The organism is Bradyrhizobium sp. 132 (assembly GCF_023074185.1).
Classification (GTDB): domain Bacteria; phylum Pseudomonadota; class Alphaproteobacteria; order Rhizobiales; family Xanthobacteraceae; genus Bradyrhizobium.
This window is the reverse complement of record NZ_JADPKY010000060.1, coordinates 25,370-50,016: the sequence shown is the minus strand read 5'-3', so window position 1 is coordinate 50,016 and position 24,647 is coordinate 25,370. Positions and strand designations below refer to the sequence as shown.

At 60.5% G+C, this 24,647-nt stretch carries 28 protein-coding genes and 3 pseudogenes; 12 read left to right on the top strand and 19 right to left on the bottom strand.

Going from position 1 to position 24,647, the window contains the following annotated elements; translation table 11 throughout:
• Together IVA74_RS40765 and IVA74_RS40760 are read left to right on the top strand one after the other, a co-directional pair.
• Positions 1 to 217: hypothetical protein (locus IVA74_RS40765; protein WP_249817208.1), on the top strand; the 217-nt coding region annotated here is incomplete at its 5' end.
• A complete protein-coding gene (locus IVA74_RS40760) occupies positions 166 to 300 on the top strand; it encodes a hypothetical protein (protein ID WP_346730937.1) in 135 nt (44 codons plus the stop codon). The genes IVA74_RS40765 and IVA74_RS40760, both read left to right, overlap by 52 nt.
• A 174-nt stretch (positions 301 to 474) precedes the next feature.
• Here the strand turns inward: IVA74_RS40760 and IVA74_RS10555 are convergent, their stop codons facing one another.
• A complete protein-coding gene (locus IVA74_RS10555; protein ID WP_247342552.1) occupies positions 475 to 933 on the bottom strand; it encodes a hypothetical protein in 459 nt (152 codons plus the stop codon).
• Between the two features lie 1,150 nt (positions 934 to 2,083).
• Here IVA74_RS10555 and IVA74_RS10550 point away from each other — a divergent pair.
• Genes IVA74_RS10550 through IVA74_RS10540 form a run of 3 tightly spaced genes read left to right on the top strand, consistent with a single transcriptional unit; the run spans position 2,084 to position 3,786 of the window.
• Positions 2,084 to 2,719, top strand: coding sequence for a hypothetical protein (locus IVA74_RS10550; RefSeq protein ID WP_247342550.1), 636 nt, complete (start codon positions 2,084 to 2,086; stop codon positions 2,717 to 2,719).
• A 12-nt stretch (positions 2,720 to 2,731) separates the two neighbouring features.
• Positions 2,732 to 2,974, top strand: a complete 243-nt coding sequence (locus tag IVA74_RS10545) for a hypothetical protein (RefSeq protein WP_247342547.1) — start codon at positions 2,732 to 2,734, stop codon at positions 2,972 to 2,974.
• Positions 2,971 to 3,786, top strand: coding sequence for a hypothetical protein (locus IVA74_RS10540; protein ID WP_247342544.1), 816 nt, complete (start codon positions 2,971 to 2,973; stop codon positions 3,784 to 3,786). The genes IVA74_RS10545 and IVA74_RS10540 overlap by 4 nt, the downstream gene beginning before the upstream one ends.
• A gap of 448 nt (positions 3,787 to 4,234) precedes the next feature.
• Here the strand turns inward: IVA74_RS10540 and IVA74_RS10535 are convergent, their stop codons facing one another.
• The 5 genes from IVA74_RS10535 to IVA74_RS10515 form a co-directional block, all read right to left on the bottom strand.
• Positions 4,235 to 4,573, bottom strand: coding sequence for a hypothetical protein (locus tag IVA74_RS10535; protein WP_247342541.1), 339 nt, complete (start codon positions 4,571 to 4,573; stop codon positions 4,235 to 4,237).
• A 362-nt stretch (positions 4,574 to 4,935) separates the two neighbouring features.
• Positions 4,936 to 5,163: a hypothetical protein gene (locus IVA74_RS10530; protein WP_247342538.1), complete on the bottom strand. Its 228-nt coding sequence runs from the start codon at positions 5,161 to 5,163 to the stop codon at positions 4,936 to 4,938.
• Positions 5,164 to 5,309: 146 nt separating this feature from the next.
• Positions 5,310 to 5,924 (bottom strand): trimeric intracellular cation channel family protein, encoded by a 615-nt coding sequence (locus tag IVA74_RS10525; RefSeq protein WP_247342535.1) that lies wholly within the window; start codon positions 5,922 to 5,924, stop codon positions 5,310 to 5,312.
• A 14-nt stretch (positions 5,925 to 5,938) separates the two neighbouring features.
• The gene (locus tag IVA74_RS10520) at positions 5,939 to 7,186 is read right to left on the bottom strand and encodes a M20 family metallopeptidase (protein WP_247342532.1); all 1,248 of its coding nucleotides are present in this window, start codon (positions 7,184 to 7,186) and stop codon (positions 5,939 to 5,941) included.
• Positions 7,187 to 7,287: 101 nt separating this feature from the next.
• Positions 7,288 to 7,854: an NAD(P)H-dependent oxidoreductase gene (locus IVA74_RS10515; protein WP_247342529.1), complete on the bottom strand. Its 567-nt coding sequence runs from the start codon at positions 7,852 to 7,854 to the stop codon at positions 7,288 to 7,290.
• A 286-nt stretch (positions 7,855 to 8,140) separates the two neighbouring features.
• Here IVA74_RS10515 and IVA74_RS10510 point away from each other — a divergent pair, with 286 nt between their 5' ends.
• The gene (locus tag IVA74_RS10510; RefSeq protein WP_247342526.1) at positions 8,141 to 8,371 is read left to right on the top strand and encodes a hypothetical protein; all 231 of its coding nucleotides are present in this window, start codon (positions 8,141 to 8,143) and stop codon (positions 8,369 to 8,371) included.
• Between the two features lie 13 nt (positions 8,372 to 8,384).
• Positions 8,385 to 8,607 (top strand): annotated as a pseudogene (locus tag IVA74_RS10505) (hypothetical protein).
• A gap of 428 nt (positions 8,608 to 9,035) precedes the next feature.
• Here the strand turns inward: IVA74_RS10505 and IVA74_RS10500 are convergent.
• Positions 9,036 to 9,356, bottom strand: a complete 321-nt coding sequence (locus IVA74_RS10500; protein WP_247342523.1) for a hypothetical protein — start codon at positions 9,354 to 9,356, stop codon at positions 9,036 to 9,038.
• A 66-nt stretch (positions 9,357 to 9,422) separates the two neighbouring features.
• Positions 9,423 to 9,877: pseudogene (locus IVA74_RS10495) on the bottom strand (Hsp20 family protein).
• A 337-nt stretch (positions 9,878 to 10,214) separates the two neighbouring features.
• On the opposite strand from IVA74_RS10495, the gene IVA74_RS10490 reads away from it, so the two are divergent.
• Together IVA74_RS10490 and IVA74_RS10485 are read left to right on the top strand one after the other, a co-directional pair.
• Positions 10,215 to 10,367, top strand: coding sequence for a hypothetical protein (locus tag IVA74_RS10490; RefSeq protein ID WP_247342520.1), 153 nt, complete (start codon positions 10,215 to 10,217; stop codon positions 10,365 to 10,367).
• A gap of 104 nt (positions 10,368 to 10,471) precedes the next feature.
• Positions 10,472 to 10,684 carry a hypothetical protein gene (locus tag IVA74_RS10485; RefSeq protein WP_247342567.1) on the top strand — a complete coding sequence of 71 codons (213 nt, stop codon included), beginning with the start codon at positions 10,472 to 10,474 and terminating at the stop codon, positions 10,682 to 10,684.
• A 165-nt stretch (positions 10,685 to 10,849) separates the two neighbouring features.
• Here IVA74_RS10485 and IVA74_RS41145 read toward each other — a convergent pair.
• Positions 10,850 to 11,038: pseudogene (locus IVA74_RS41145) on the bottom strand (hypothetical protein); the annotation flags it as partial.
• Positions 11,039 to 11,056: 18 nt separating this feature from the next.
• Here IVA74_RS41145 and IVA74_RS10475 point away from each other — a divergent pair.
• The gene (locus IVA74_RS10475; RefSeq protein ID WP_247342518.1) at positions 11,057 to 11,242 is read left to right on the top strand and encodes a hypothetical protein; all 186 of its coding nucleotides are present in this window, start codon (positions 11,057 to 11,059) and stop codon (positions 11,240 to 11,242) included.
• On the opposite strand, the gene IVA74_RS10470 is transcribed toward IVA74_RS10475, so the two are convergent.
• The 7 genes from IVA74_RS10470 to IVA74_RS10440 form a co-directional block, all read right to left on the bottom strand.
• Complete coding sequence (locus IVA74_RS10470) at positions 11,214 to 12,257, bottom strand: nucleotidyltransferase domain-containing protein (protein ID WP_247342515.1); 1,044 nt, start codon at positions 12,255 to 12,257, stop codon at positions 11,214 to 11,216. The two genes, IVA74_RS10475 and IVA74_RS10470, sit on opposite strands and share 29 nt — an antisense overlap.
• Before the next feature lie 571 nt (positions 12,258 to 12,828).
• Positions 12,829 to 14,322 (bottom strand): nucleotide pyrophosphatase/phosphodiesterase family protein, encoded by a 1,494-nt coding sequence (locus IVA74_RS10465; RefSeq protein ID WP_247342564.1) that lies wholly within the window; start codon positions 14,320 to 14,322, stop codon positions 12,829 to 12,831.
• Positions 14,323 to 14,330: 8 nt separating this feature from the next.
• Positions 14,331 to 15,188, bottom strand: a complete 858-nt coding sequence (locus IVA74_RS10460; RefSeq protein ID WP_247282308.1) for an ABC transporter permease — start codon at positions 15,186 to 15,188, stop codon at positions 14,331 to 14,333.
• Between the two features lie 24 nt (positions 15,189 to 15,212).
• Positions 15,213 to 16,148, bottom strand: coding sequence for an ABC transporter permease (locus IVA74_RS10455; RefSeq protein WP_247342512.1), 936 nt, complete (start codon positions 16,146 to 16,148; stop codon positions 15,213 to 15,215).
• Positions 16,148 to 17,146, bottom strand: a complete 999-nt coding sequence (locus tag IVA74_RS10450; RefSeq protein WP_247342510.1) for an oligopeptide/dipeptide ABC transporter ATP-binding protein — start codon at positions 17,144 to 17,146, stop codon at positions 16,148 to 16,150. Before IVA74_RS10450 ends, IVA74_RS10455 begins: the two co-directional genes overlap by 1 nt.
• Positions 17,143 to 18,129 carry an ABC transporter ATP-binding protein gene (locus tag IVA74_RS10445; protein ID WP_247342561.1) on the bottom strand — a complete coding sequence of 329 codons (987 nt, stop codon included), beginning with the start codon at positions 18,127 to 18,129 and terminating at the stop codon, positions 17,143 to 17,145. The genes IVA74_RS10450 and IVA74_RS10445 overlap by 4 nt, the downstream gene beginning before the upstream one ends.
• 128 nt (positions 18,130 to 18,257) lie before the next feature.
• Entirely contained in the window at positions 18,258 to 19,838 is a 1,581-nt protein-coding gene (locus IVA74_RS10440) for an ABC transporter substrate-binding protein (RefSeq protein WP_247342507.1), read from the bottom strand.
• Between the two features lie 665 nt (positions 19,839 to 20,503).
• Between IVA74_RS10440 and IVA74_RS10435 the strand changes: the two genes are divergently transcribed.
• A complete protein-coding gene (locus IVA74_RS10435; RefSeq protein WP_346730936.1) occupies positions 20,504 to 21,376 on the top strand; it encodes an isocitrate lyase/phosphoenolpyruvate mutase family protein in 873 nt (290 codons plus the stop codon).
• Between the two features lie 355 nt (positions 21,377 to 21,731).
• Positions 21,732 to 22,640 (top strand): LysR family transcriptional regulator, encoded by a 909-nt coding sequence (locus IVA74_RS10430; protein WP_247282215.1) that lies wholly within the window; start codon positions 21,732 to 21,734, stop codon positions 22,638 to 22,640.
• A 369-nt stretch (positions 22,641 to 23,009) separates the two neighbouring features.
• On the opposite strand, the gene IVA74_RS10425 is transcribed toward IVA74_RS10430, so the two are convergent.
• The 3 genes from IVA74_RS10425 to IVA74_RS10415 form a co-directional block, all read right to left on the bottom strand.
• Positions 23,010 to 23,375: a hypothetical protein gene (locus IVA74_RS10425; protein ID WP_247342558.1), complete on the bottom strand. Its 366-nt coding sequence runs from the start codon at positions 23,373 to 23,375 to the stop codon at positions 23,010 to 23,012.
• A gap of 9 nt (positions 23,376 to 23,384) precedes the next feature.
• Positions 23,385 to 23,642, bottom strand: a complete 258-nt coding sequence (locus tag IVA74_RS10420; RefSeq protein ID WP_247342500.1) for a DUF1127 domain-containing protein — start codon at positions 23,640 to 23,642, stop codon at positions 23,385 to 23,387.
• A gap of 133 nt (positions 23,643 to 23,775) precedes the next feature.
• The gene (locus tag IVA74_RS10415) at positions 23,776 to 24,450 is read right to left on the bottom strand and encodes a hypothetical protein (RefSeq protein WP_247342496.1); all 675 of its coding nucleotides are present in this window, start codon (positions 24,448 to 24,450) and stop codon (positions 23,776 to 23,778) included.
• Positions 24,451 to 24,647: the final 197 nt, after the last annotated feature.

The window sequence follows — 24,647 nt, the reverse complement described above, 5'->3', positions numbered from 1 at the left end:
GATAATCTGTTCTTCCGTAAACCTGGCTCGCTTCATCTGTCCGTCCTTCAGAAGGCCGGACTCTAACTTCAACCGGAGGAAATCGGCAGGGGCAGGTCAGACCAACGCGATGCTCACGGCAATCTCTATTTCGAGCAAGTCTGGTTTCCGGGCGTACACGCCGACATTGGTGGTGGCTATCTGGAGAATGAAGCGCGCCTGTCGGACGTGGCGCTAAAATGGATGGTCGCTGGGGCGTCTCAAGCATCATGGCAGCGTCTTGCGGCTATCTCCAGACCCGGCCGGACCGCAACACAATGAGCAAGCGGGCAGCATCCTGAGGGCCGGTGTGCGCCACCTTCCTGTCGATCCGGAGACCGGCGAGTCCGCGTCACCAATGCACAAATCCGTCTACAAGCGGTTCGAAACAGACCACGTCCTGCTTTATGATCGGATGGCACCTTAGGCTCGATTGCTCTCGAATGAAGCAGCAGATCAGCCGACAGCTTTTTGCTTGATCCAGTATGCGATAATGTAGGCTTGGTCTGTAAAAGTCGATGCGATAGGGTCCAAGTCGAGTTCTTTGCAAATCTTGCGCTTTTGCTTTTCGAATTCCATATATTCCTTGGCTATCACAGTCCCGCCAGGAAGAACTTTCTGATTTGACTCCGCTCGAAGAAAGTCGCGGACCTGAGCTATGACAGAACTAGTATTTCCGTCATGCGACTGTATGTCTTGCCCGGCGATATCGGAGATAAATTTCTGATATCGATACTTCTCTTTGTCCAACACCAAACAACTTTTCCGACGCTGTTGCGCTGTTCCAAATCGCTTCGCTCCCAAGAAAATTCCTAGTTCAAGGGGCATGTTGAAGCGCGGTAGTCGACTTGTACTATCCAGCTCAGTTCGACAAAGATCGTGAATGCCGTACCGGCATTGTTCGACCAGCTTCATGATCTTTTCGATCCGGGTCCCCCCGCTATCGATACTTTCGAGCGCGCAACGAGGTTGGAAGCCGCAGCGAGCGACAGCGAAAACTATCGCGTCGAAAAAAGGTCTATATTTCTTATCGAAGGGACAATTTATGAAGACAGCCAGGTCCGCAGATGGGCGAGACATTAAGATCTTCCGCGAACACCTGTGATGGCCTTCTCTAGGCGCTGCACACTGAATCCGCGTGGCTTACCTGGCGGCTTCACGATGACGACTCCGTCTGGCGTCGCCCCGATCGGATCGTAACCAGCCGTCTTGTACAGGTTTTTTATCCGCTTCACGCCGGGATTCTTGCTTTCGCCTACTGTGACCCAGCGCCCCCCTGCGGCCTTCTTCACCTCCGCGGGAGGTAACATTCGGAAGGTTGCTCGAACCAAGTTCCCCGAATGCCCGGTACCGGCGCTGGACTTTTTAGCCGCCGCTTTACTAGATTTCTTCACTGCCATTTGATGCCATGTCTCTCGAAATTCGCGACTCTCATCTACAGCAAGATGTAAGACCACTCCATCCATACGAAAAGAGGAATTATGAAGTTCTTAGAGAAAACCACCACCGTGTGGAGACGCGAAGAGACTAAAGAACGTCTCCTCGGATCAGTACCTTAAGTAGTAGCAAAATTCTTTAGCAATTACAACAAGTAACTTCGGGATAGCGTCGCGTCCGGTATCATTTGGATTCGATCGATCTGCTGCAGGCACATGAAAGTACGTGCGACTACTCTCCCGGAGGTCGAGCAGGTCATGAGCGTGGTCCACCAAGCATTCGGTGAGCCGCCGCCAAGGAAGCTAACGCGGCCCGTTCTGGTTTTCGTTCGGTTCGAGATGCCTTTTTAAGTTACTCAGCGCGAAAAAAGGTTTCCGCCTATCATTAGATGCGCAAAAGTGTTTTGAGCGCGAGCATTATCATGTCCAAAAGGACATACCGACCCAACTATTCGCCGCCGATCGACCCGCGGGCTTAAGAGATCAAGGCATTACGACGCGAGCTGTCCGACCTTCGCCATGACCTGATCCGACTGCAGCCTCAAGAGATTGCTGACCTGCTGTTCAGCTATTATGGCTGCACAACGAGGGCTGAGTGGGAAAAATGGAAGCGCGATACCGCCGGAGCCGTGATCCAGCACGCCAAGGTCGATCCGGCCCTGGCCTCATATCCCGGCATCGAAGAGCGCGCGGCATGCCCGTTATGTGGGGATGGCACGACCGCATTCGGCGCGCGCGGCGGGTTCGCCTACCCAGGCGGGCTGGAACGTCACCTGAGGGGTTACGGCAATATGCACCGATGCACGGTGCTCGGCACGGCATTCAAGCTCGCGGCCGATTACCTGCACGAAACGTTGCTCGCCAGTGACCGCGCCGAAAAGGAGCGCGAGCAGAAGCGACGGGAGTTGGAACCGATGGTGCAGCACGCCGCGCAGGCTCCTCCGGCCTTTCTATACCAGAACGAGTGGCGCGGCCCGGCGCGAGGCGAAGCAAAGATAGGTGAGGCCGAGCAGCGGCTACACGATCTCGGCTTCGAGATCATCATCGAGGGCAATGTTCGGACCTACAGGTTCGTCCAGGACGACTGGCTTGTCGGATCCGCGTGGCGCCAACAAGATCGAATTCGAGGTGACAAGCCTCACCAACCCGAAGAAAACGGCGCGGCATTGGCGCGCCAACACCTTCTATCTGCTCGACAGCTACGCACTCGACATCCCCGGCAAATTCCGAAAGCGGCTCCAAGAGGCCATCGAAAGCTTCGGTGAGGCGACGAAGTCATGAGCTGTCCCGTCAAGGCCTCGCAGTCCGAGCAAGGATTCTATGAGAAGACTAGCACGCCTGGCTGGCTGCGCCTGATGGTGCACCGGCACGGGGACGAAGCCGTCTATGTCGGCTTCACCGGCTTGAGCCAATGGACCTCTAGCTTCGCCCGATGCGCAGCTGCGAAATACACGCAGATCGAGGCAAGGTTGTTTCCGAAAGAGCTAGCCGGCATCGCGGGGCACCTGGAAGCGCGATGAAACTCGACCGCAACACCCGGATCGGAGGGCAACCGGCCAAGCTCGTCCGCGACCTGCTGGCCGATGCCACGAACTCCGATGGCTTTTTTGCCGATCTGGTCGACGAGCACCTCTTCAGGACATGGTGGCGCGCAACCATCGATGAGTTGATCGAAACCGGCAAGCTCGATGGATCCAATCGCGGTCACGCTCTGCGCCTTTGGACGACCGCACGCAGCCGCGACAAGATCTTCGGGGTGCGCCTGCCCAAAGTGCCGGATTTTACCGTTCAGACGCAGGGCCTGATCGAAGCGTTGCTCGCGCAGGAGCTCATCTGCGACGAGGGCCGGGAGAGCGACGGCCGCACGGTCTATCGGGTCACCGACGAGGGCCACGCGACCGGAATGAAATCCCTGGGTCCACGCATGAGCCGCGCGGCCGCTGAGGCTTTGCTCGCTGAGGTCCTCGCGCGCGTTGCCAGGATCAACGATGACGGCGAGCTCCTCCACTATGTCACTGAGGTGCGCGTGTTCGGCTCCTACCTCACCGACAGCGGTGATCTCGGCGACCTCGACGTCGCCATCAAGATGGAGCGCAGGCGGATTGCGGGCGAGTGGGTGAAGGCCGCCCAGGCTCTCACCGATAAGAGCGGCAGGACCTTGGACCTTTTTCAGAGGCTGACATTCCCGGAGACGGAAGTCCGGCGCAGGATCAAGCGCCGTTTGCCGCGCATCTCGCTGCACGAAACGAGCGAGCTCGACGAGAACCCGCAGATGGGCGGCAAGGCCGTCTACAGCTTCACTCCGCCCCCGGAAAAGACGCAAATCTCCTGAGGCATGCTTGTCGCTAGGGCCGCGCCCGCGCTGCCCTGCTAATCTTTCCATCCGGCGCCGAACGGTTGGGAAAGCAAGCGCCGACCTCGTAGCGCGGCAGTTTCCGAATCTCGCGCAGGGCTGGGCCTGAGATCCCCATAGGCGCGCGCTTCGTTGGCTCGGCGCTTGTCCCGAGATGATGTTCTGGATGCGCTCGTCAATGCCGGCGTCCATTGCCACGCGCTGACGACGCCGCCGCTCGAGCTGAGACAGCAACAACTGGACCGACCGGTCTCCGTCGCGGGAGAGATTGATCCACATCGAGCCGACAGGATTGTTTGGGCCCGGCATGATGATGAACGGCTTGTGGGAGTGAACGCCCTTGAAATCGTAAGCGGGATTGTAGCGGTAGGTCGGATTGCGATCGATCTCCGTCACCTTCAAGGTACCGGAGGGGCATGGTTTCTCCTCACTGCCGATCGTCGCGGGGTAGAATCTGATCAGCGCGTTCGACTTGTCGAACAGCTTGACCGTCTGCCGGCTCCTTGTCGACTTCGACCTTGGCCGCCTTCTCTGAACTCTGCTCGGCGCCGGCGTCGATCACGACGATGGCCTCGCCGGGGCGGTCGAAGTGCCTTCGCGGATTCAGGGCGGACAGCAGATCCTCGCTCATGTGAAGCTTCTCGGCCAAGCCTTCGCGCGGGCTGCCGTAGGACAGCTGCGGAATGTCCTTCATGTCCTCCATCTTCGCAGGCAGCTTCTTGAGGAACGGCCCTGCGACGTCCTGCTCCGCGATGGTGTAGTCCATTCCATCGTCACCGGGCGGCCGTCCGCAGCAAGCTTTCCCCAAACATCGGCGTTGAGGTCGTCGGAGACCGGCAATTGCTGCGCCTCTTCGAAGGCCCGCAGCGCCTTCTTCGCGTTCTCCCCGAACCTTCCTTCGATCTCGCCTGGCGAGAAAGTGCGCCCGGTCGAGCAGGACCTGCAACCGGATCCCCGCCGGGGCCGGCCTCTCGTTGGACAGGGTCTTCTTCGAGGGCTCGGCCGCGTCGATCGCGGCAGGCTTCATTTCGGCGGCAAGCGCGGACCTCGTGACGCCCGCCAGCACAAGGCCGATGACGATGCATCCGGACGACACATGCCCGCCTGGCTTGCGGTAGCGCTGGTGGATCACTTCCGGTCCGCAGGCGCCTGTGCGTTGGCCTTGTTGGCGTCGGTCTTGTTGGCTTCGTGATGACCGACGACGCAGCCGGCCGCAGCGCCGAGCTTGCCGTGTCCCGCCATGTGCCCGGCGACGCCGCCGACGATGGCCCCCTTGATGCAGCCCTTGGCGTCCGCGCCGGGTGCGAAAGCGAGCGAAATGGCGGCCGCGCAAGCCGCTGCCACAATCAATCTCATGAGCGTTCTCCATCCTGAAGGTTAAGGGTGCAACGGACTCGAACACACTCCGTTCCGTGTGCAGCGCAAGGCGATCGACAGCGGCTGGCGATCGCCGACTAGCACCTCTCCGAACCTCCGAACGCGTTTGGCCGGCCGGGGTCGCACTATTCCATGAACTTCGCAATCGGAAGTCGCCAGCCACGCTTCATTGCCATGACGCGCAGCGAGAAGCATGAAATCAGCGCCACCGCCGTCACCGGCGCGACTGGCAACTGCAACATGTGTCCAACCACCACGATGGCCGCGGCCGCAAGCGCCGCGACCGCATATAGCTCTGCACGGAGCACAGTAGGAATCTCGGCGAGCAGCACGTCACGCACCATCCCGCCGCCGATCCCGGTGACCATGCCCAGCACTATGGCCATGAGCGGATTCAGCCCGTGAGCCATTGCCTTCGATGCGCCGGTGACGGCGAAAAGCGCGAGACCTGCGGCGTCGAAGATGAGGACCGCGTTCGACATCCGCACGATCAAGGAAGAGAAGAAGAACGTGATGACACCAGCGAGGAGCGATACGCCGAGGTAGCGCCAGTCGGCGATAGCGCCGGGAGGAACGACGCCGATCAGGAGATCCCGGGTGATGCCGCCCGAATTGGCCGCCGCGAACGACAGCACCAGAATGCCGAACAAGTCCAATTTTCGCTTGACCCCCGCCAGCGCCCCGCTGAGCGCGAAGACAAAGGTACCGGCCAGATCAAGCACAAGCGGAAGCGCTTCCATGATGCCGTCCGGCGCTATGCCGGCAACCAGGCGCGAGCCGCGACTACCAGCGCCTCCACGCCGGTTTGCAGGGTGGGGTGCAGAACAGGTGCGAATTTCGGACTGTGGTTCACTGGCAACTCGGTGAGCTTGTTCGCCGCTTTCGCCTTGGCGTAGGTCTCCGGATCGGTACCGCCGACAAACCAGAAAACCGAGGGCACGTGCCATTCGGTCCCGAACGACCCGAAGTCCTCGCTCGCAGGGGCGGGTCCCGTTGCCCTTACCCGTTCGCTGCCGAAATGACCCCGGAATGCGCCCACCACGCGTTCGCTGGCATCCCGGTCGTTCACGTTGAGAGGATAGTGGTCCAGCGAGGTGATCTCCGGTTTGCGAGGGGCGCCGGAGGCCGCCGCCTCGGCATTGACGATCCGCTCGATGGCAGCCAGGACGCGCGTCCTTACTCCGGCATCGAAAGTCCGCACGTTCAGCTTGATGATGGCCTCGTCCGGAATGACGTTTTCTTTCGTCCCCGCCTGCAGGACGCCGATAGTCACGACTGCAGCTTCCGCAGCGGCGATCTCGCGCGAAACGATGGTCTGCAGCCGCAGCACGGTGGCCGCCGCCATCACCACCGGATCGATGCTCGCCTGCGGCATCGACCCGTGCGCGCCGCGACCGAACAGGCGAATCTGCAAGCTGTCGGCGGCGGAGGTGATCGCACCTGCACGTCCGGCAACGGTGCCCGACGGCCCAACCATGACATGCTGTCCAAGAATTACATCGGGCTTCGGGAATCGCTTGAACAAGCCGTCGTCGATCATAGCCTGCGCGCCTTCTGCCGTTTCCTCGCCTGGCTGAAAGACCGCCATGATCGTCCCGTGCCAGGTGGTCGGGGCCTCGGCGAGCAATCGGGTGGCGCCTACAAGCCAAGTTACGTGCATGTCGTGACCGCACATATGACTGACGGGGACGGTGTTTCCGTCGCGGTCTTTCGCCGTGATCTTGCTGGCGTAGGCAAGCCCGGTTGCTTCCTCCACGGGCAGTGCGTCCATGTCCGCGCGCAGCATGACCGTCGGTCCCTCGCCGTTCCGTAGCAAGCCGACCACGCCGGTCTTGCCGACGCCCGCCGTGACTTCGAAACCCGCGGCGCGAAGTCGGTCGACCGCCAACGTCGCCGTGCGGATCTCCTGCATCGACAACTCGGGATGCGAATGCACATCCTTGTAGAGTTCGGCCAGGTCGGGAAGCATTGCGTCAAGGTTGCCTAGTGCGGGATCGGACATGGGCCACTCCATCGCAGGACTTGAAGCAAAGGAAGCTTTTCCCTTTTCACAATCCGGCGCAAGCAGATCGAGCCGGAATAGCGCTGGCTTGCAGAGGGCCCCTAAGCCCGGTTGGAGGTGTTAGCGGACACCCACGCGGCATAGGACTGCATGAAGCCCTGAAGGAATTTCCGCGTTTCCTCGTTGACCAGCTTTCCGTCCGCGTCGAACAGTCTGTCGGCGCCGCCGATATAAGCTTCCGGTTGCGGCATCGCGGGCACGTCGAGGAATACCAACGACTGTCTCAGATGATGGTTGGCGCCGAAGCCGCCGATGCCGCCCGGCGAGGCGCTGACGACAGCGCCAGGCTTGCCGCTCCAGGCGCTCTTGCCGTAGGGCCGCGATCCCACATCCAGGGCGTTCTTCAACGCGGCAGGCACCGAGCGATTGTACTCGGGGGTGACAAAAAGGACGGAATCCGCCGCCCGTACACGCTCGCGGAACGCCGTCCATTCCGCTGGCGGATCGTCATCGCCGTCCTGGTTGTAGAGCGGCAGTTGGCCGATCTCGACGATGCCCAGCTTTAGTCCGGCTGGCGCCAGTTCAGCGAGCGCATTGGCCACCATGCGATTGATCGAAGCCTTCCGGAGGCTACCGACGATCACGGCGACGTCGCGGGGCTGATCCATGCGGTTCCCTTTCGATGTTTTTGAAATCGACTCCGACCTAACCCCGCAAAAGACCAATGGCTCCTCGGTCGGGAGCGGCTACACGATCCGATCCGGCAACAACGGCGCGACGGACGGACTCGAAAACTGAAATTAAGCCGACTTCCGTCCCGTGCCGGCCGCGGGCTTCTTCGCGGCTTCCTTCGCAGGCTCATCCCCGAGATTCATCCGCCGACGGCCGCCGCGCCCTGGGAATTCGGACGGGGAAGCCTCTTGACTCGAATGAACGAAACGGGAACATAAAAGCATGAAAGCTGGTCCCGATCGGACTATTCCCGCCGTCGACGATTTCGATGCCGCCGCCGACCAGGCGATAGCGGCTTGCGGCGGCGATGCCCGGAAAACCCGTGAAGGTCCTATGGTCGCGAACGAGTTTCTGGAGGTGCAGCTCAACGAGCTCCGCTCGAAGGTGTCGACCGGCTACGCCCGGGGGCGACTTCCAGGGCCGCGCGAACGCAATGATGAGGCAGATGGCTGACACGTGACCTATGATGGCTGACGTGACCTATTATGTCGCTCTACCGTTCGTTTTCTCCGACGACGGCGTGGCCGCCGGGGAGGCAACGGAGTGCTTCAGCGCCAATGCCGCGGTCATGCGGGCGGAGGCGCTATCCCGGAAGCCCGGTCATCTCGCGGACCGGAGATCCGCCCAGCGGCGACTTCACCGACGCCACGCTGATCCGGAAGTTCGGCGACGACCTAAGCGCGCTGTGAAGCTCGACTGGCTCCGTGGCGAGATCACGCGCATGCGCGGGCAACTCCGCGCCCAGGAGCGGGAGATCGGGATGCTGCAGCGGGCCAGCGTGCCGACAGCGTCAGCCGAACTGCTGCTCTCGAGAATGCGGGCGAAGGTCGACGATCTCTGTCGCGAGCGGGACACTCTACGGAAAGCGGCGTCCGCCTGACGCGACCGGCGTCACTGCGCCTCCAGATCCCAGCTGCCAGCGCTGCCGACGCGAGCACGCTTGACGACGACAGGGATGGCCCGCACCCCGCCCGCGTGCCGGTGGCGGGCCCGGACCGGCCTGCTTCTATCGTTGCGCCAAGCGTCCGCGTCCTGCTGCAGCCGCCTCGCCCAGCCGTGCTTTCGGCCTGGGCGAGGCTCTGTCATGCCGATTGAACTGTCCGCATGACTGCGTCCTTCACGCCGCCAGCCGCGACACCGAGAAGCGGCGCTTCGGCTTGCCGCCGGGCGGATTGCGAGGGCCGCCGTCCAGTTCGCAGAGAGCGTCAAGGATGGCGTCGATGCTGACGGGTGCCTTCAGTCCCTCCGGAGCCCGCAGCGCCGGGCAGGAGGCGATGGCCGAAGCGTCCGAGGCCCAGGACGCGAGGATGGCCCGCTTTTCTGCCAGCGTCAGGGCGGGGTGGGCGACCACGTCCTTCGGATGTTCGAAGACGGTGCCGGGATGCAGGATAGCCTGGAAGTCAAAGACATTGTCGTCGGTCGTGGTCGTCGGCCGCATGATTTCCTCCATTCGAAGACGATCAATAACGGGAGCCGCAGCGAAGTGGCTCCCGTTTGCGTCCGCTCAAGCCGCCTTGGCTTCGAGCTGATGGAGATTGTCGGGCGCGGCGCCGTTGATGGCGATCCGGCGCGGCTTCATGGCCTCAGGAATCTCGCGGACGAGTTCGATCTTGAGCAGGCCATTGTCGAAGGCCGCGGCCTTGACCTGGACATAGTCCGCCAGGTTGAACTGACGCTTGAAGGGACGGTTCGAGATACCGCGATAGAGGTACTCGCGCTCGGCCTTTTCGGGTTTGTTGCCCTCGATGGTGACGACGTTGTGCTCGGCCGTGACCGAGATCTCCTCGGGCGAGAAGCCGGCGACCGCGAGCGAGATCTGGTAGCGATCATCGCCGAGCCGTTCAATGTTGTACGGGGATAATTGTCCTCAGCGGCCCGCTGGGCGGATTCCGCGAGGTCGAAAAGGCGGTCGAAGCCGATGGTCGAACGCCAGAGCGGTGAAAAGTCGTAGCTGCGCATAGCCAGATCCTCCAAGGAGCAAAATGGTTACGAACGGCACCGGACACGACCGGTGCCCGTCTGGGACCCCGGGCCCAAAAGGCACCCGGAAGCCACCCTGCGGTGGCGACTGAGAAATTAGAAAAACTGGTTTTGGTTTCAAGGGTCGGCCCGAAAAATTTTCGGGTGCAGCCGGGGCCGATCTCTGACGCCCGAAAGAGGCTGCGAGCCACCGTTAGCCCTCCCCGCGCGAGACCGAGCTCGCAACAATCAGGTGCTGGCGCGTGAGAGCCAGTTCACACGCGGTAGCGGGAGGAGCTGCTACGGCTGGTGGGTGGTTTTCAGAGGAGACCGAACCATGGAATGGGCGGCCAAGGCGCTGGCACGCGCGACCGGCACGGACAAGGACGTCGAAGAACTCAAGGCGGTCGCGATCTTCTGCGGCGCCGGGCTGTTGCTATCCCTCTCAGCAGCCATGGTCTTCCCGGACCTCTGGTCCGCCCTCTTCTGAGCGATTGCCACGGACCACGCCGAGTGGCACCAAGCCCCCGCCGTTCTTGACTCCCAGGGCATCGGCATACTCAACTCCGCCGATTAATGTCGTGGGGTTGTGTCATGGAGCAGGAAGTCTACCAGGGCCTCGCCCATCGGGTCCGGACCCTCGCCGAGAAGGCCGATCCGTTCACCAGGCGACGCCTGCTGGATCTCGCCAAGCGATACGATGCGAAGAGCGATCAGCCACCCCGCCCTGCAGCGGCCGAGCGTCCGCTGCCGGTACCGCGGACGACGCCACCGGCGTCCATCTTCTCCGGACCCGGCGAAGCCTAAGGTGTGGACGGCGGCTGCCATCGCTGGATATTTGAACGGCTGCGGGTCAAGACGCGTTCGCTCGGACTCGCTCGCTTCCTTCGCGAGCGGCGGCAGCGGAGGCGCGGGCGCAATGACCGTCTGAGCCGCAGCCACCTCGACCGGCACATCGACGACCTTGCGCCCCTCCATGAATTCGAGCACGGTCCGCCCCTTGTCGATGATCTTCCACCCGCCGTTTTCGCGATCGACCAAACCTTGCGAAAAGACGTCGAGTTCCGGCACGCGCGCGGCCAGCCGCCTGGTGCGGTCGGCCCAGTCCCGGACGCTGGTCGCCAGGATCGCCATGTCGCGCTTGATGAAAGTGGCCCCCACAAGTCCGCGGCGGCGCCCATGCTGATGCTGGGGATGGGGATGATGATGCCGGTGATGATGCCGCTCACGATGATCGTCGGCATGCCGATGAGCAGCAGCATCATGCGGATCACCATCATGGTGCCGCCGATGATCGGCGCCGGATATGCCGGCCTCGGTCTTTCGAACCTGACTGTTAGGCGCGGGCCGCGGTGTCTTTCTTAGCGAAAAGCGGCTCCGCGCTGTCTACCACTTCTTTCGGAAGCATCTTCAGCTGCTCTGCGTCGAATGGGAGGTGAGTGAGATAGTTCGCGACCAGAGCCCCGACGGCTTCCGCCTGTGCTGCATCTCGTTGTCGCTTGAGCGGCTCCCTGTCCGCACGCCGGGACAACCAAAGCTTATGGGCGGCCCAAACCCGCGGGTCTGGAGCGACGATGCGCACCGGTTCGCCCTTCTCGTCGATCGCGGTTGCCTCGAAAGCCGGCGAATTCTGCAGCCAATCGAGTCCTTCGATTTGAACGGCAGTCAGGTCTTCGGGGTCCGAGCCGATTTTATCCGGGGCCTTCTTCCAAGGAGGGCTCTGCATAGGTTTGATCAGATCGACGAGATAGCCGTCCCGGTTTACGGCGCGGAACGTCTGCTTGGCGCGCTCGAAGCTGGTGTCGACACGTTGGAGTATCTTCAGCAACGAAGACTCGGAAACGTCGTCGTCCGCCACAAACGTAAGGCCGCCGCGCGCGTCGAACAGAAGATCGATGTCTTCCGTCGTGGCCAAGCCAGGATCGATTCTGACGCCGGAGGAGGCCTCATAAGCGTAGATGGCGTTTGTTCCGAGAATCCGAATGCCGGAACCTAACATTCCGAAGCCATCGAGAGCGCGCATGATGCGGGCACCGATCAGAGGGACGCGACCCAAGCCGAGTGCGCGATTGACCGCGGCTTGACGGTCCATCGTGTCGCGCAAGTTCCTCAGTCGGTTTTCCGCCGCTGCTCGCTTAGCCTCGAAGTCGACCTTCATTTTTTCGGTTTCGGCCGAGCGCGTGCCGAGCGAGCTTTGCTTTCGGAGGCCCGCTTTATCGTAGTAGCTCCGGACGAGGTATTCGTGGCCTTTGGACTCAATCCAGGTCAGGGAACCGCGATGAGCATCGTACGCCTCCTTGGCATCCCGCAAGGCCTGAAAGCGCTGCTGGCTATTGACCACCTCGCGGCGCTGATCATTGTTAAGCTCTTGAAAATCCATGGTTTCAACACTTCGATTAGTTTGACGTCCTCACTGTTGAAACCGTATTTATCATTAAAAATCAACGGTTTCAACAGTTCCATCGCAGATGTAGCCAAACTGTTGAAACCGGGAACTTTGTCTCCATTCGGCTGCCGTCCATCCGCCTTGCTACCCGCCTCCATCGAACCACCGGTCCAGCGCCTGTCTATCGGTTTCATTTTCCGCGCACGCGCGATCCAATTGATAGATGAGATCTGCCAACTGTCGATCGTCCAACGAAGGCACCAGGTCGACTTGGTCGTTTTCATCACCCGCAGGCGGACGCCTTCTTAGTAGTGCTTGAAAGCTTCTCTCAGATGCTTCGGCAGCCATCGTTCGTAGTTGGCAAGATCGACCCGGAGAGCACTGTCGTACCGGCTCCGGGCAAAACGGCTACGGAGGAGTTCCTGATACTCCTCGGCCCGCTTAGCTCGCGCTCTGGCCAGACGCGCTTGCTTGGAGATGGCGCGGCTTCCGGACGAGCTGCGGGACAGCATCCCGGCGCTCGAGGAGCTGCCGGTCCCGCTCCCGCATGCGAAAGCCACCAGGTTCACGCGGCGTTCTCTGCAAAGCCGCCTTCGATATAGGCTGCGGCTCCTACCTGTATGCGGCGCAAGACCTGGTGGTAAGTGGAGGAGCTTGCCTCGCAGACGGTCTCTACGACCGACGCGGGTGCAGCCTGGGGCAATGTCGCAAACGTCTCGTTGAGGACGCGCCCATCCATTTGGCTAGGGGCGACAATTCCCAGGAGATGCAGAATGGTCGGCGCGATGTCGCAGATTCCCGACGGAACTTCTGAAAGGCTGCCCGAGCGGAAGGCATTCCCGGCGAGAATACCGACTGCCGCCATCTCTTTAGGATGCAAGCCGCCATGTACTCCCAGTCCGATCGGCGCGTCGTTGCTCCAGGTTCGGCCCATGAGGCCGAATGGATCGACTTCACTATCGGCACGATAGGAGAACAGGATGTCGCTGGATCGGGCATGATCTGCCATCACAAGTTGGCGCGCAAAACTGCCCGGCGCGATGCCCTCGATGTCATTTCGTCCAGCGGTGAAGATAGGTCCGCACCACGGCGCCTTGGTCATTGCTGCGACGGCTCGCCGGATGTTCAGCTCCGAGGGGTCTGCCAGATAAATGGCCCCCACCTGCCCGGGAACGAGAATCGCATCTACGTCTTGCCCAGGCGCCGAGCCGCAACGGAATCCGGCATCTCTGAGCACTTGGTGAACGTCAGCCTTCGCATGGACGCTCACGTGTCCATGATCGGAGACGGCAATGATGTGGACGTCCTGCCGCCGGCCTTCAGCCTCCCACCAGTCCAGAACACGACCGAATTGCTGATCGGCCCAGGCGAGCGCTTCCAACGTCCGTACCTCTGCCGTGCCGCAGTAATGAGACGAAGCGTCCGGTTCGCCAAAGGAGAGAATGGTGACGTCCGGCCGAAGCTGTGGCCAGACGATGTCGAGCAAAGCCGCCGTCAGATAGCTCTGCGCTGCGACATCGGGCGTTCCTGCAGGCGCGGGCGCCGGGGGCGGACCGATCCGAGCATTCAGCGCCTCTAGAAGAGATCGGGAAGTCGCGAGCCGCGCGAAGTGCCCCGAGATTGTGGGATGACCGAACGTGCGCGCCTTGTGGTTGAACAAGCGGGTTGTCCCGGCAGAATTCGACGCGAGCACCGCGAGCATCTTGCCCTGGGCGGCAAGAACCTCGCCGAGCGATGGCACGCCCATGAGACGCCCGCCGCTCAACGTATCCAGGGTTTCGACCAGTTGATCATCCGCCGTGTCGACGTAGCGTGACGGCTCCGCTGCCCGGTCGAGGTATTGGTTCCCGACCATGCCATGGCGCCCGGGTGATGCGCCGGTAACAAGGCTAGGCATCGCCGCCCGCGTTTCGCTCGGATAGACGGTGACATTCCGGGCGAGGGTCACGCCCTGCCACTGCAGCCTATGAAGATGAGGAGTCGCTGTAGCATTAATAAGATCGGGACGAAGCCCATCGAAACTTACAAGGATGACGCGGCGGGTTGCAGGGTGAGTCACAGAGGCCTTCACGATAATGTCTTGTCCATGCGGTCGCGCAGCCAGTCCCCCACCAGCGAGATGGACAGTGTGGTGAGCGAGATGATCAGCGAAGAGGGCACGAGTATCCAGGGCGCGCGGGTCAGATAGTCACGACCATAGCCGACCATATTGCCGAGGGAGGTGAGCGGGGGCTGCACGCCCAGACCAAGGAAGCTCAGACCACTCTCGAGCAGAATAATATCCGGAAAGGCGAGCGTCATGGTGACGATCAGGGTTGAGGCGATGTTCGGTAGGATGTGGCGCAGGTAAAGGCGGCAAGGTCCTGCGCCCAGCTGGCGTACGGCGACCACATAGCCTTGCGTGTTCGCGCTCATCGCGAGCGCGCGCGTGACGCGCGCGTAGCGCTCCCAGCCATGAAGGCCAAGGAGGGCCACGAAGAGCAGCAGAGAGTTACCGACAAATGCAAGTACGGCGAGCGCCAGAACGAGAAATGGCATGCTGGCCTGGAAATCGACACATGCGAGGATGACCTGTTCGACCCAGCCGCGGAAATGGGCGGCGAGAAAGCCGAGCGTGGTACCCAGGCATGCGCCTATCAACGTGGCTCCAAAAGCAATGAAAAGGCTCATCCGGATCGATATCAGTAAGCGAGCCAGCAGGTCCCTGCCAAGCTCGTCGGTGCCGAACAGATGCGATACGTGCCCCCCGAAGCCAATAGGCGCAGCGAGACGATGCCGAAGATCAAGTGCGGCATAATCATAGGGAGCGAGACGATCTGCTAGGATCGCGATCACGAGCATGAGCGCGAGCCAAGCGATGGCGCCTTGCACAGCAACATTGCGCCAACGAAGTACTCTCTTCTTCTTAACGTGAGCAAACGACATCTGTCCGGCAGACATTTCCGCCATCTACGCTCCTCCAGCAGAGCGCGTATCGCGCAGACGCGGATCGAACATACCGTAAAGGAGATCGACTGCGAGGTTCGTCGCGATCATGGCGGCTGCCACCAGCAGCAAGATGCATTGGACCACAGCCAGATCGCGACTTACGACGGAGACGACGAGCAGACTGCCGATTCCCGGCCAGGAAAAGACGCTTTCGACGAGCACCGTCCCCGCGATTAAGTTGCCTACCATCAAACCCACGATGGTCAACACTGGTATGGCGGCATTGGGCAGGGCATGACCCGTCACGACTCTGCGCCATGGCACACCCTTGGCACTCGCCGTGCGGATATAGGCTTGCCCGAGCACCTCGAGCATGGCGCTGCGGGTGAAACGAGCCAGAACGGCCGCGCCGCCAAGGCCAAGCGTGACCACCGGCAGGACCATATGGCGCACGCTGCCGGCGCCCCCTGAAGGAAACCAGGGAAGCTCGACCGCAAAGGCGAGCACGAGTACGAGCCCGAGCACGAATGAAGGCACGGTGAAGCCCGCTACCGTCACCATCATCACCAGACGGTCAGTGAAACTGTCGCGCTTGAGGGCTGCATAGATGCCGGCCGGAATGCCTAGGAGAAGATTGAGGGCGAGTGCCGGAGCAGTGAGCATCAGCGTGACCGGGATGCGTTCGGCAACAACCGTGGCGGCAGTACGCCCGTCCCGCATGGATTGGCCGAGATCTCCGTGGACGACCGCAAGAAGATATTTTACGTATTGGACCCAGAGTGGTGCATCGAGCCCCCAAGCCTTGCGAAAGGCCTCGACCGCATCGGCCGACGTTTCAGGCGACAGCATCGCGCGAGCGGGATCGCCAGAGGCTCGCAGAACCACGAAGGCGAATGTGACTACCATCGCTATGGTGAGCACGGCGCGAGCCACCCGAGTCATGATGAAGCGGGTCATCAGGCGACGCTCCCAACTTGGAGACCATCCCTGTTGATCAAATGGCAAGCGACCCTGCGTCCTGCGCCTACGGATGTGAGCTCGGGCACAATCCGTGCGCAGGCCGGAAGAGCCGCCGGACAACGTGGATGGAAGGCGCAGCCGGCGGGCCGCGCCGATGGATTGGGCGGATCACCTTGCAGGATCGTCCGCTCGCTACGCCGTCCAGGCCTGGGTACGGCAGAAACCAGCGCTTTTGAATACGGATGCAAGGGGGCGCGCAGAACTGCATCGGGCGAGCCTTCTTCGACGATCGAGCCGAGATACATCACGGCGATACGATCACTGATCTGCCGAACGACGCGCAAATCATGGCTGATGAAGATCATCGCCATGCGCCGCCGCTCCTGCAGGTCACGGAGTAGATTGACGACTTGGGCCTGGATCGAGACGTCGAGCGCGGACCCCGGCTCGTCGCAGACGATGAGGTCCGGATCGGTCGCGAGTGCCCGTGCCAACACCGCACGCTGGCGTTGGCCGCCTGAGAGTTCATGAGGATAGCGCGCGCCGTGATCGGTTCTGAGCCCAACATCAGCGAGGAGCGTATTGATCAGGTGCGCTCTTTCCGACTTGCTGCCGATCCGATGAATTTCGAGCGGTTCTGCGATTTGCGCCCCGATCGTCAACCGGCGGTCGAGCGCCCCCAGCGGGTCCTGAAATACCATTTGGATTCGCATCCTGAGATGCCGCCAACGGATATCGCCTATCGGCGGCAACTCTTCTCCGCCGAAGCTGACGGTGCCCGCATCCGGTCGTTCCAGACCAATGAGAAGCCGGCCCGTGGTGGACTTTCCGCAGCCCGATTCGCCGACAAGTCCGAGCGTCTCACCGCTGGCCAGAGACAGCGAGAGTCCATTGACGGCGTGGACCGTCGAGTGACCCCGGAACAGGCCCTGGCGCAAGGGATATCGTCGGACAAGCCCATCGGCTTGGAGAAGCGGTGCGACGGTCATCGTCATGCGGCGACGGTCTCATCGTTGCACCGCTGGCCGGTGACATGCAGGCAGGCAATTCTGTGGTCGGCATTATCGTCCACAGAAGTCAATTCGACAGTGCATTCACCACACCGGTCCGTGCGCAGGTCGCAGCGTGGCGCGAAGGGACATCCTGGCGGGAGGTCCGCCGGGCTCGGAACAACACCGGGAATGGCGGCGAGGCGCCGCCGAGGCCCGTCCAGATTCGGGAGGGCCCCAACAAGCCCGCGTGTATATGGATGAGTGGGATGGTCGAACAGACGCACGGCGGGTGCTTCTTCAATGATGTGCCCGGCATAAAGGACCAGCACGCGCTCGCAGATCTCGGCGACAACGCCCAGATCATGGGAGATCAGGACCAGCGCCATGCCTCTTTCGCGTTGAATCTCTTGCAGAAGCTCAAGGATCTGCGCCTGAATAGTGACGTCCAAAGCGGTGGTGGGTTCATCGGCGATGAGGACGTCGGGCTGTCCCGCAAGCGCCATGGCAATCATGACCCGCTGATTCTGCCCACCGGAAAACTCGTGCGGATAGGCGCCAAGCCGTCTCGTCGCATCGGGAATGCCGACCTGATCCAGCAGACGACGCGCTTCGCTCAGCGCGCTGCGCCTGTCCATTCCACGATGGAGTTGCAGAGATTCGCCGATCTGGTCGCCCACGGTACGCACGGGATTGAGCGCGCTGGTCGGATCCTGAAAGATCATTGCAATTCGGCGACCACGTACATGTTCCAGATGACGGGCGGGAGCATGGAGAAGCTCTTGGCCAGCAAAGCGTACGCTGCCTGCCGTCCGGGCGCGCGACCCCAAGAGGCCAAGCGCCGCAAGCCATGTCACCGACTTTCCGCAACCACTTTCGCCGACCATGCCGAGCGCTTCGCCACGGCTGAGGCTAAGATTGATTCCCCACAGCACCGGCGCCTCGTCGAAAGCAACCTGCAACCCGGTAATCTCGAGAAGTGGTGTCATCTGATCTGCCTGTCCTGCCAGCGTCATCGCGGCTGCTCCACGCGAGCGGCATCGCAGGGACTGTAGAAACGGGGCAGCCCACGAGGTGGAGCTGCGCGCAATTGCAGGAACGCGTCCGTCATCCTGAGTCAGGTCCGGATCAACGCGCTGTTGAATGGGCCGAAATTGAGATCGAGCGTCAGCCCCGGCAACCAGGGTACGTCGCGCCGCTTGCCATAGAACTGGCCCGACACATGCAAAATCACACAGGGCGGATCGACCTCATTGATGATCTCGAGCATGCGGCGGACGATTGAACGGCGCTGCTCGGGCTGAGCGGTCTCCTGGAGCTGCGCGCCCAAGGCGAAATACTCCTCGTTTTTCCAGACCCCAACCGACTTCGGCAGGGTGCCGCTGGGGCCGTATTCACGCCAGGGATGGCCGAGATGATCCAGAAACAACGCCGTGTTGGAAGTGTCGAAGATCGCCCGCACCGGCTGGCGCTGAACTTGCGCGAAATTTTCCATCATCTCGATTTTGACGTTCAGGCCGACTGCACGCCACATCTCGATCATGGTTTGCGCGCCAGAGATCTGATTGGGGTAGTAGTTGTTGAGGAGCCGATAAATGATCTGCTCTCCTTTATAGCCCGCCGCGGCGACCAGCTCCTTGGCCTTATCGGGATCATAAACCAGCGCGGGGAAATCCTCGATGTAGCCCTGGCCATAACTCGCGAGTTGATAGCCATTCGGAATCGGCAGACGGTTCGCCCACAGGCTCTCGATCAAGAGCTTGCGATCGAGCGCAAGGCTCATCGCACGGCGGATCCGCACATCTTTCAGCACTGGATCGTTCTGGTCGAGCACGAGCGAGCGGATATTCTGTACTGGCCCGCCCGAGATCTGGAGATCGGCGCGCTTCTCGATACGCTCGAATTGATCCGGTGGGATGTCAGTGATGAGGTCGAGCTCGTTGGCAAGAAGGCCGTTCACGCGCGCGGAAAGCTCGGGGATAATGCGATATTCGACGCCCTCAAATGGTGGCCGTCCGCCCCAATATGCATCGTGCGCAGTCAACGTGACATGGATGTCGAGCTTGTGATTGACGAGCTTGTACGGGCCGCTCCCTACAGGAGCTGCCGTCCAGCGCTCCCACGAGCCCGCGGCGGTGAACGCGCGCTTACAGGCGATCTCCGCTCCCCAGGAAGCCAGACGCTGCTCAAGCAGTGCGTCGTTCCCTTTGGCGTGGACAATGACCGTATAGGGATCGACGATATCCACTTTGTCGATCCGGTCCAGCGACTGCAGCGCATCGGACATTCCGCTGCGGCCCGGTCCCAACAGGTGGTCGGGCCCCAGGCTAAAGGCGACATCTTCGGCAGTCAGCGGGCTTCCGTCATGGAACGCCACGCCTTTGCGCAGGAACAGCCGCAGCGACTGCGCATCGACTCGCTCCCAACGTTCGGCCAATGCCGGCCGCAGCGCCATCCCATTGGCGTGGTCAAAGCCAATGAGGCTATCAAACAGCTGTGGCATGATCCGCCGAATGGCGGTGTCGGTTGCGATGACTGGGTCAAACGTGCGGGGAAAGCCGGACATGCCAACTCTTAATCGCCGCCGGGCCGGTTTCTTGCCGGCGCTCTCAGCCCAGGCGGTGCTCGCGGTCGGCAACAAGCCTGCTGCGACCGCACCAGTCAAAGCCTCTCGCCGTGTCAGATGGCTGCGGGTCATCACCGTCTCCCGGAATTCGCTTCAATCAGTACGGAACGCATAACCTTGACCTTGCGGTGATCAGCAGATCCTCGCAGAGGCCGAAAACTAAGATCGCTGATCTCGTGCTTGCCAAACATGTCCACGTTAGAGCCGCGAAATACTACGCTGCGATGACATTCATCGAGTAAGTCGATGTTCACGTGCGCAGATGAGATGACATGAGGCTTCCGGGCAGAGAAAGGTGCCTCCTCGGAACTGGCTCGCTCCCCGTTGGGCTGAGGACGCTGCCCAACTGAAGCGTCATCAGCGCTCTCACTGTTAGCGCAACCAACATGGGTCTCGAGTGATCAAGTGTCGCGCGGAAACGATGTCCCCCCTAGCTTCTTGACCAGCTCTGAGGTGCAACGAGACACGACGCCAGCATCGAGATGGTTGATCATTAGATCGCAAGAATGCGATCACACCATTGGTTGGCCCGCTTAAGAGCAATTAGAAACAGGCAAGATTTCCGCTTTTCACTTAGGCGCTGACTCTTGTCTCTCGTTTAAGACCGACTCAGATGTCGTCCGTCCCCTCAAGAAGCTAAGATCATGACCGCTGGCGCGGCCCAATTGCGCGATCAGGGTGCCGACGTGACCCCGCTCAGTGATGGCGAGCCGTATCCGCGAAAGAAGGATTTTCCGATGTCCTCCGTCAAACGCCTTCGTACTCGCCTGGACGAAACCAGTCTCATCCATGTCATGGCCGCCCATAGCCCACTTTCGGCTCTGCTGGCCGAAGAGGCCGGCTTCGATGCTTTGTGGGCATCGGGCTTCGAACTCTCCGCGCTTTACGGTCTGCCCGATATGAGCCTGATCTCGATGACCCAGCATCTCGACATGCTGCGCTCGATCGCCGGACGCACGACGCTGCCGATCATCGCTGACATTGACACCGGTTATGGCAATGCAATCAACGTGATCCACGCCGTTCACGAATACGAGCGAGCTGGCGCCAGCGCTGTGGTGATCGAAGACAAAACCTTTCCGAAGGTGACGAGCCTTATGGCTGGCGGACGCCAGGAACTGCCTCGCGTGGAGGAGTTCCAGGGCAAGATCGAGGCCGCTGTTGCGACAAGACGAGACCCACATTTTCTCGTAATCGCCCGCACCGAAGCCCTGATTGCGGGTCTTGGCGAAACGGAAGCTCTGCACCGAGCAAAAGCTTACGAAGAGGCCGGCGCCGAAATGGTGCTAATCCATTCGAAAAAGAAGGATGCATCAGAGATCGAAAGCTTTTCGCGCGCCTGGGGCGGATCGGTGCCGCTAGCGATCGTGCCGAACGCCTACCCGGATCTGGACGCCGAGCGGGTCAAAGCACTCGGGAATATCCGCGTAATGATCTACGGCAATTACGGTATCCGCGCTGCTGCAACTGCGATGAGAGAGACCTTCCGCCGAATCATTGCCGATGGCGGCGTCCAGAACGTCCACAAGGATATTCTGCCGGTCGAGGAGATTTTCGACCTCCAGAACTTGGATAGCGTCAAGGCGGCCGAAGCTCGCTTCCTTCGCTAGATCTCTTGTCCAAGACGGCGTCATTGCGTCTGAGCTCTGCTCGGGCGCAGTTTTTGCTGTTCGCCAATTGCCGTAAACGCCCCTCTCCTCCAGAAGGGGGACCGCGCAAAGAGCGATCACGCCAGCCGATTTAACGGCACGATTTCGTCGCGCCTTTGGAAACCAATGTGCGCACCTAGAAGTGAGCTCGTTCGCACGGATTGCACCGCGTCTGAGCGAAATCGCTTTCGCGCGCGACCTGCAGTTGGTATCTAGTAACCCGGCTACGATCATCGAATAATGTGATGGACTATTGATTTCTGGCAATGCCCTCCTGCGAGAACTGACGGGCATGCCCGAAATTCCGGAGCACAAAATGGCTACCGAAACGGATGAAGTGCCACTCAATGCGATCCGGGTATTCGTCACAATTGCGCGCGAGGGAAGCGTAACCCGCGCGGCTAGCGCCTTGAGAATGACCCAGAGTTCGGTCAGCCGCTACCTCGCGGTGCTGCAGGAGTATCTGGGCAGTGACCTCATGCAGCGTCGCGGCCGGCGGAGCGAATTGACGGAATTCGGGCGGCTTTTTGCGAACACGGTTGCAGAACCGCTAGATACCGTTTGCTTCACCGCCAAGAGAATGCGCCGACGGAATCGTCGGGACACCAATCGGATTGTAGTCCGCACGTCACTCTCGACTTTCGCTTACGCCTTTCTAATTCCAAATCTCCAAGCTTTTTCTAATGAAATGGGCGGCGTAGTTGTGGATGTGATTAGTTCACTTTCGCAACCGACGTCGTCCGACGATTACGACATTTTGATCACACGGGATCTTTCCGTCATCGAGCCGGCAGATGATTGGGAAATCTACAACGAGCAACTCGTATGTGTGGGCTCACCAAATCACGTCGATGGCAAGAGCCTCCCGGTTGTTCGCACAGTACCCATCCTGAACATCACATCCCGGCCTGACATAATGCCGACATGGCTGAGGGCCATGAACCTGACTCCAAAGGATATAAAATCGGGAGCGCGATATGATCACAATTACCTTGCCTTGCCGGCGGTGATGACGGGCAAATGTCTTCTGGTCGCGCCCGAAATCATTGTAAGTGACCTGGTACGTGGCGGAGCTCTCAATGTGATTCCACGATCGCGCACTCCCAGCGGCATGCAGTATCGCGCCTATGCTGTCGACCGAGGCGATAATCCCGAAATGTCTCGCGCTTTTTGCCGGTGGCTCGTCCGTCTTTGTAAGAAGACCGCCCTTGCGGAGACGGCATAAGATTGTCGCAGCAGCATTCCAACTTGCTTGAAGATCTCACCAGCACCCGCTTTTCTTGAAGGTGAGAGCAAAGCCTACAATGGCGAAGCTCGGCCCTTCGCCTGGACCAAGAAACCGGTCCTTCAACGCCGTTTGAAAGCCGCCGTATCACCCAGGTCTGATTTGGTGCGTCTGGACGGGTCGAGAAAGCCCTAATGGTTGGCGCGCGTTCGATGCAAGTGCGTTGAAAACATCGCGCAGGCGCTCCGCGTCACAGGCGTACCGGACTGAGCGACGCGCCGCGCAATAGACCGGTTGTTCGGATCGACCTACTCTGCTCATTCGGGCGGTGCCACGACTCCGGTGACCGCGCCGGGGCACTCTCGGGGGTCACATCATCGTGCCCGGCATGAAACAGCGAACGCGCGGATGCCCGTCGATGAAATACGTCCAAACCATCGTGCGCCCTGCCCGGTTTGGTTGCGTGATAACGGCACCATCAGGCACCGAGACCCATTCGCCATTCAAGCGAACACGATAACTTCCGCGATAAGACTCCCAATCCGCGCCAGAGACGATGTATCCATCTGCATTCGTGCAGCATTGCCCAAACTCACTCTGCAAGCTCTCAAACCAGTGCTTCAAAGGTGAGTCTGCGTAACGACCGTCATCACGAGCAAGCACCGCGTTCGCGAACAGGAGCAAGCAGGCCACGGCAGCATGCTTCACCAGGTACCTCTTACTGATCCGCTCCATGATCATCAGTCACCGCGCTTCCTCGCCTATGGAATGCGGACAGCGAAGATCGGGCCCGTCAAGAACACTGGAAACGAGGTAATCAATCTCCTCGCGTGAGATACCGACGTCCAACAGTTCTCTCTCGCTCAAGAGGTCAAGTTGCTGCCGGAGCCTCTTGCGTCTACGCCATTCCAGAAATGCATCCCAGTAAACCTCCAGCGGGCTGTATGCCGGCCGTTTTGCAGTTGCCCGCTCCAGCCCTGCGCTCTGTTGAATCGTGCTCATTTCGTGTATCCGCCTGCCGTTTCATCAGGCACCTTGCCGGAATATGAGTTGGCGCGCTTAACTGCCGGCTTACATTTCGATAATCAGTGACTTATTTTTCCGCTTCAAGGTCGGACGAGCAGTGGCAGCAAACTCAGCGATGGACCACGAGTGGGGCCTGGCCCTCTCCATTGGCTGGTGCGGCCTCAATGGACCGCACGAACAGAAACCGTGAGATAATAGATATTTGTGCGTCCGCGCTGCCGTCTTGACCGATAAGGATTAGCCCTGCTCCGCCATTAGCTACAGTTAAGATGACGGGCTCGCCCTTCCACGTCCTGATTGGCTCCATTCCAAGGATCAAAAATTCACCGATCGGTTGGTCAAAGTATTGAAGCCTCAACTGTGGACCCACCTCCGCTGCGACCAACCCAAATCCCAACTCTTGGGCGCGTGCATAAATGTCCGCAAGCGACGCAGTATCGGTCTGAAAGCCAAGTTCAGCCGCCGACACTGCGAAAAGCTCCACGTTTGCTCTCGCTGCGCTGAGTGAAAATGAAGGTCGCGCGAGAACTTCGCCGGCCGAACGTCCGATGCCGCAACCTACCGCATCCAATGCATTGCTGAGGGCAAACGGATCCGAAAACGTCCCTACTGCAATGGTTCGCCAAACCGGAACATCGAAGGCCGATTTGACTACAATGTGCGGCATGCTGGCTGTGAGAGGCGTCCTAAGCTTCAGTTGCTTCTGCAGGCCATCTCGGGCCGTGCATTGGGCTTTGCCTTCCGTCGCGAATAGCAAGGTGCTTGCGATGCACAGCATCGCCATGGTGATCCGACTAGATGATCGGGACCTTCGCGACTTGATAGTGCAGTTCGCAAGGTCGAAATTCAGCATCTTGCAGCCGCTTGGGACAGGCTGGATAGCTCGTACGATCCGCTTTCCTGGCAGTTCTCGTAGCGGGCGGGTCTGCCTCGAACTTGTTGCACCGCACGTCGTACTCATCCCATCTCCTTCGATGGCGT

Coding starts and splice junctions, on each gene's coding strand:
- IVA74_RS10555 (WP_247342552.1), bottom strand. CDS start 933: ATGAAGCTGGTCGAACAATGCCGGTACGGCATTCACGATCTTTGTCGA.
- IVA74_RS10545 (WP_247342547.1), top strand. CDS start 2,732: ATGAGCTGTCCCGTCAAGGCCTCGCAGTCCGAGCAAGGATTCTATGAG.
- IVA74_RS10540 (WP_247342544.1), top strand. CDS start 2,971: ATGAAACTCGACCGCAACACCCGGATCGGAGGGCAACCGGCCAAGCTC.
- IVA74_RS10535 (WP_247342541.1), bottom strand. CDS start 4,573: ATGGACTACACCATCGCGGAGCAGGACGTCGCAGGGCCGTTCCTCAAG.
- IVA74_RS10530 (WP_247342538.1), bottom strand. CDS start 5,163: ATGAGATTGATTGTGGCAGCGGCTTGCGCGGCCGCCATTTCGCTCGCT.
- IVA74_RS10525 (WP_247342535.1), bottom strand. CDS start 5,924: ATGGAAGCGCTTCCGCTTGTGCTTGATCTGGCCGGTACCTTTGTCTTC.
- IVA74_RS10520 (WP_247342532.1), bottom strand. CDS start 7,186: ATGTCCGATCCCGCACTAGGCAACCTTGACGCAATGCTTCCCGACCTG.
- IVA74_RS10515 (WP_247342529.1), bottom strand. CDS start 7,854: ATGGATCAGCCCCGCGACGTCGCCGTGATCGTCGGTAGCCTCCGGAAG.
- IVA74_RS10510 (WP_247342526.1), top strand. CDS start 8,141: ATGAAAGCTGGTCCCGATCGGACTATTCCCGCCGTCGACGATTTCGAT.
- IVA74_RS10500 (WP_247342523.1), bottom strand. CDS start 9,356: ATGCGGCCGACGACCACGACCGACGACAATGTCTTTGACTTCCAGGCT.
- IVA74_RS10490 (WP_247342520.1), top strand. CDS start 10,215: ATGGAATGGGCGGCCAAGGCGCTGGCACGCGCGACCGGCACGGACAAG.
- IVA74_RS10485 (WP_247342567.1), top strand. CDS start 10,472: ATGGAGCAGGAAGTCTACCAGGGCCTCGCCCATCGGGTCCGGACCCTC.
- IVA74_RS10475 (WP_247342518.1), top strand. CDS start 11,057: ATGCTGATGCTGGGGATGGGGATGATGATGCCGGTGATGATGCCGCTC.
- IVA74_RS10470 (WP_247342515.1), bottom strand. CDS start 12,257: ATGGATTTTCAAGAGCTTAACAATGATCAGCGCCGCGAGGTGGTCAAT.
- IVA74_RS10460 (WP_247282308.1), bottom strand. CDS start 15,188: ATGTCGTTTGCTCACGTTAAGAAGAAGAGAGTACTTCGTTGGCGCAAT.
- IVA74_RS10455 (WP_247342512.1), bottom strand. CDS start 16,148: ATGACCCGCTTCATCATGACTCGGGTGGCTCGCGCCGTGCTCACCATA.
- IVA74_RS10450 (WP_247342510.1), bottom strand. CDS start 17,146: ATGACGATGACCGTCGCACCGCTTCTCCAAGCCGATGGGCTTGTCCGA.
- IVA74_RS10445 (WP_247342561.1), bottom strand. CDS start 18,129: ATGACACCACTTCTCGAGATTACCGGGTTGCAGGTTGCTTTCGACGAG.
- IVA74_RS10440 (WP_247342507.1), bottom strand. CDS start 19,838: ATGACCCGCAGCCATCTGACACGGCGAGAGGCTTTGACTGGTGCGGTC.
- IVA74_RS10435 (WP_346730936.1), top strand. CDS start 20,504: ATGTCCTCCGTCAAACGCCTTCGTACTCGCCTGGACGAAACCAGTCTC.
- IVA74_RS10430 (WP_247282215.1), top strand. CDS start 21,732: ATGGCTACCGAAACGGATGAAGTGCCACTCAATGCGATCCGGGTATTC.
- IVA74_RS10425 (WP_247342558.1), bottom strand. CDS start 23,375: ATGGAGCGGATCAGTAAGAGGTACCTGGTGAAGCATGCTGCCGTGGCC.
- IVA74_RS10420 (WP_247342500.1), bottom strand. CDS start 23,642: ATGAGCACGATTCAACAGAGCGCAGGGCTGGAGCGGGCAACTGCAAAA.
- IVA74_RS10415 (WP_247342496.1), bottom strand. CDS start 24,450: ATGGCGATGCTGTGCATCGCAAGCACCTTGCTATTCGCGACGGAAGGC.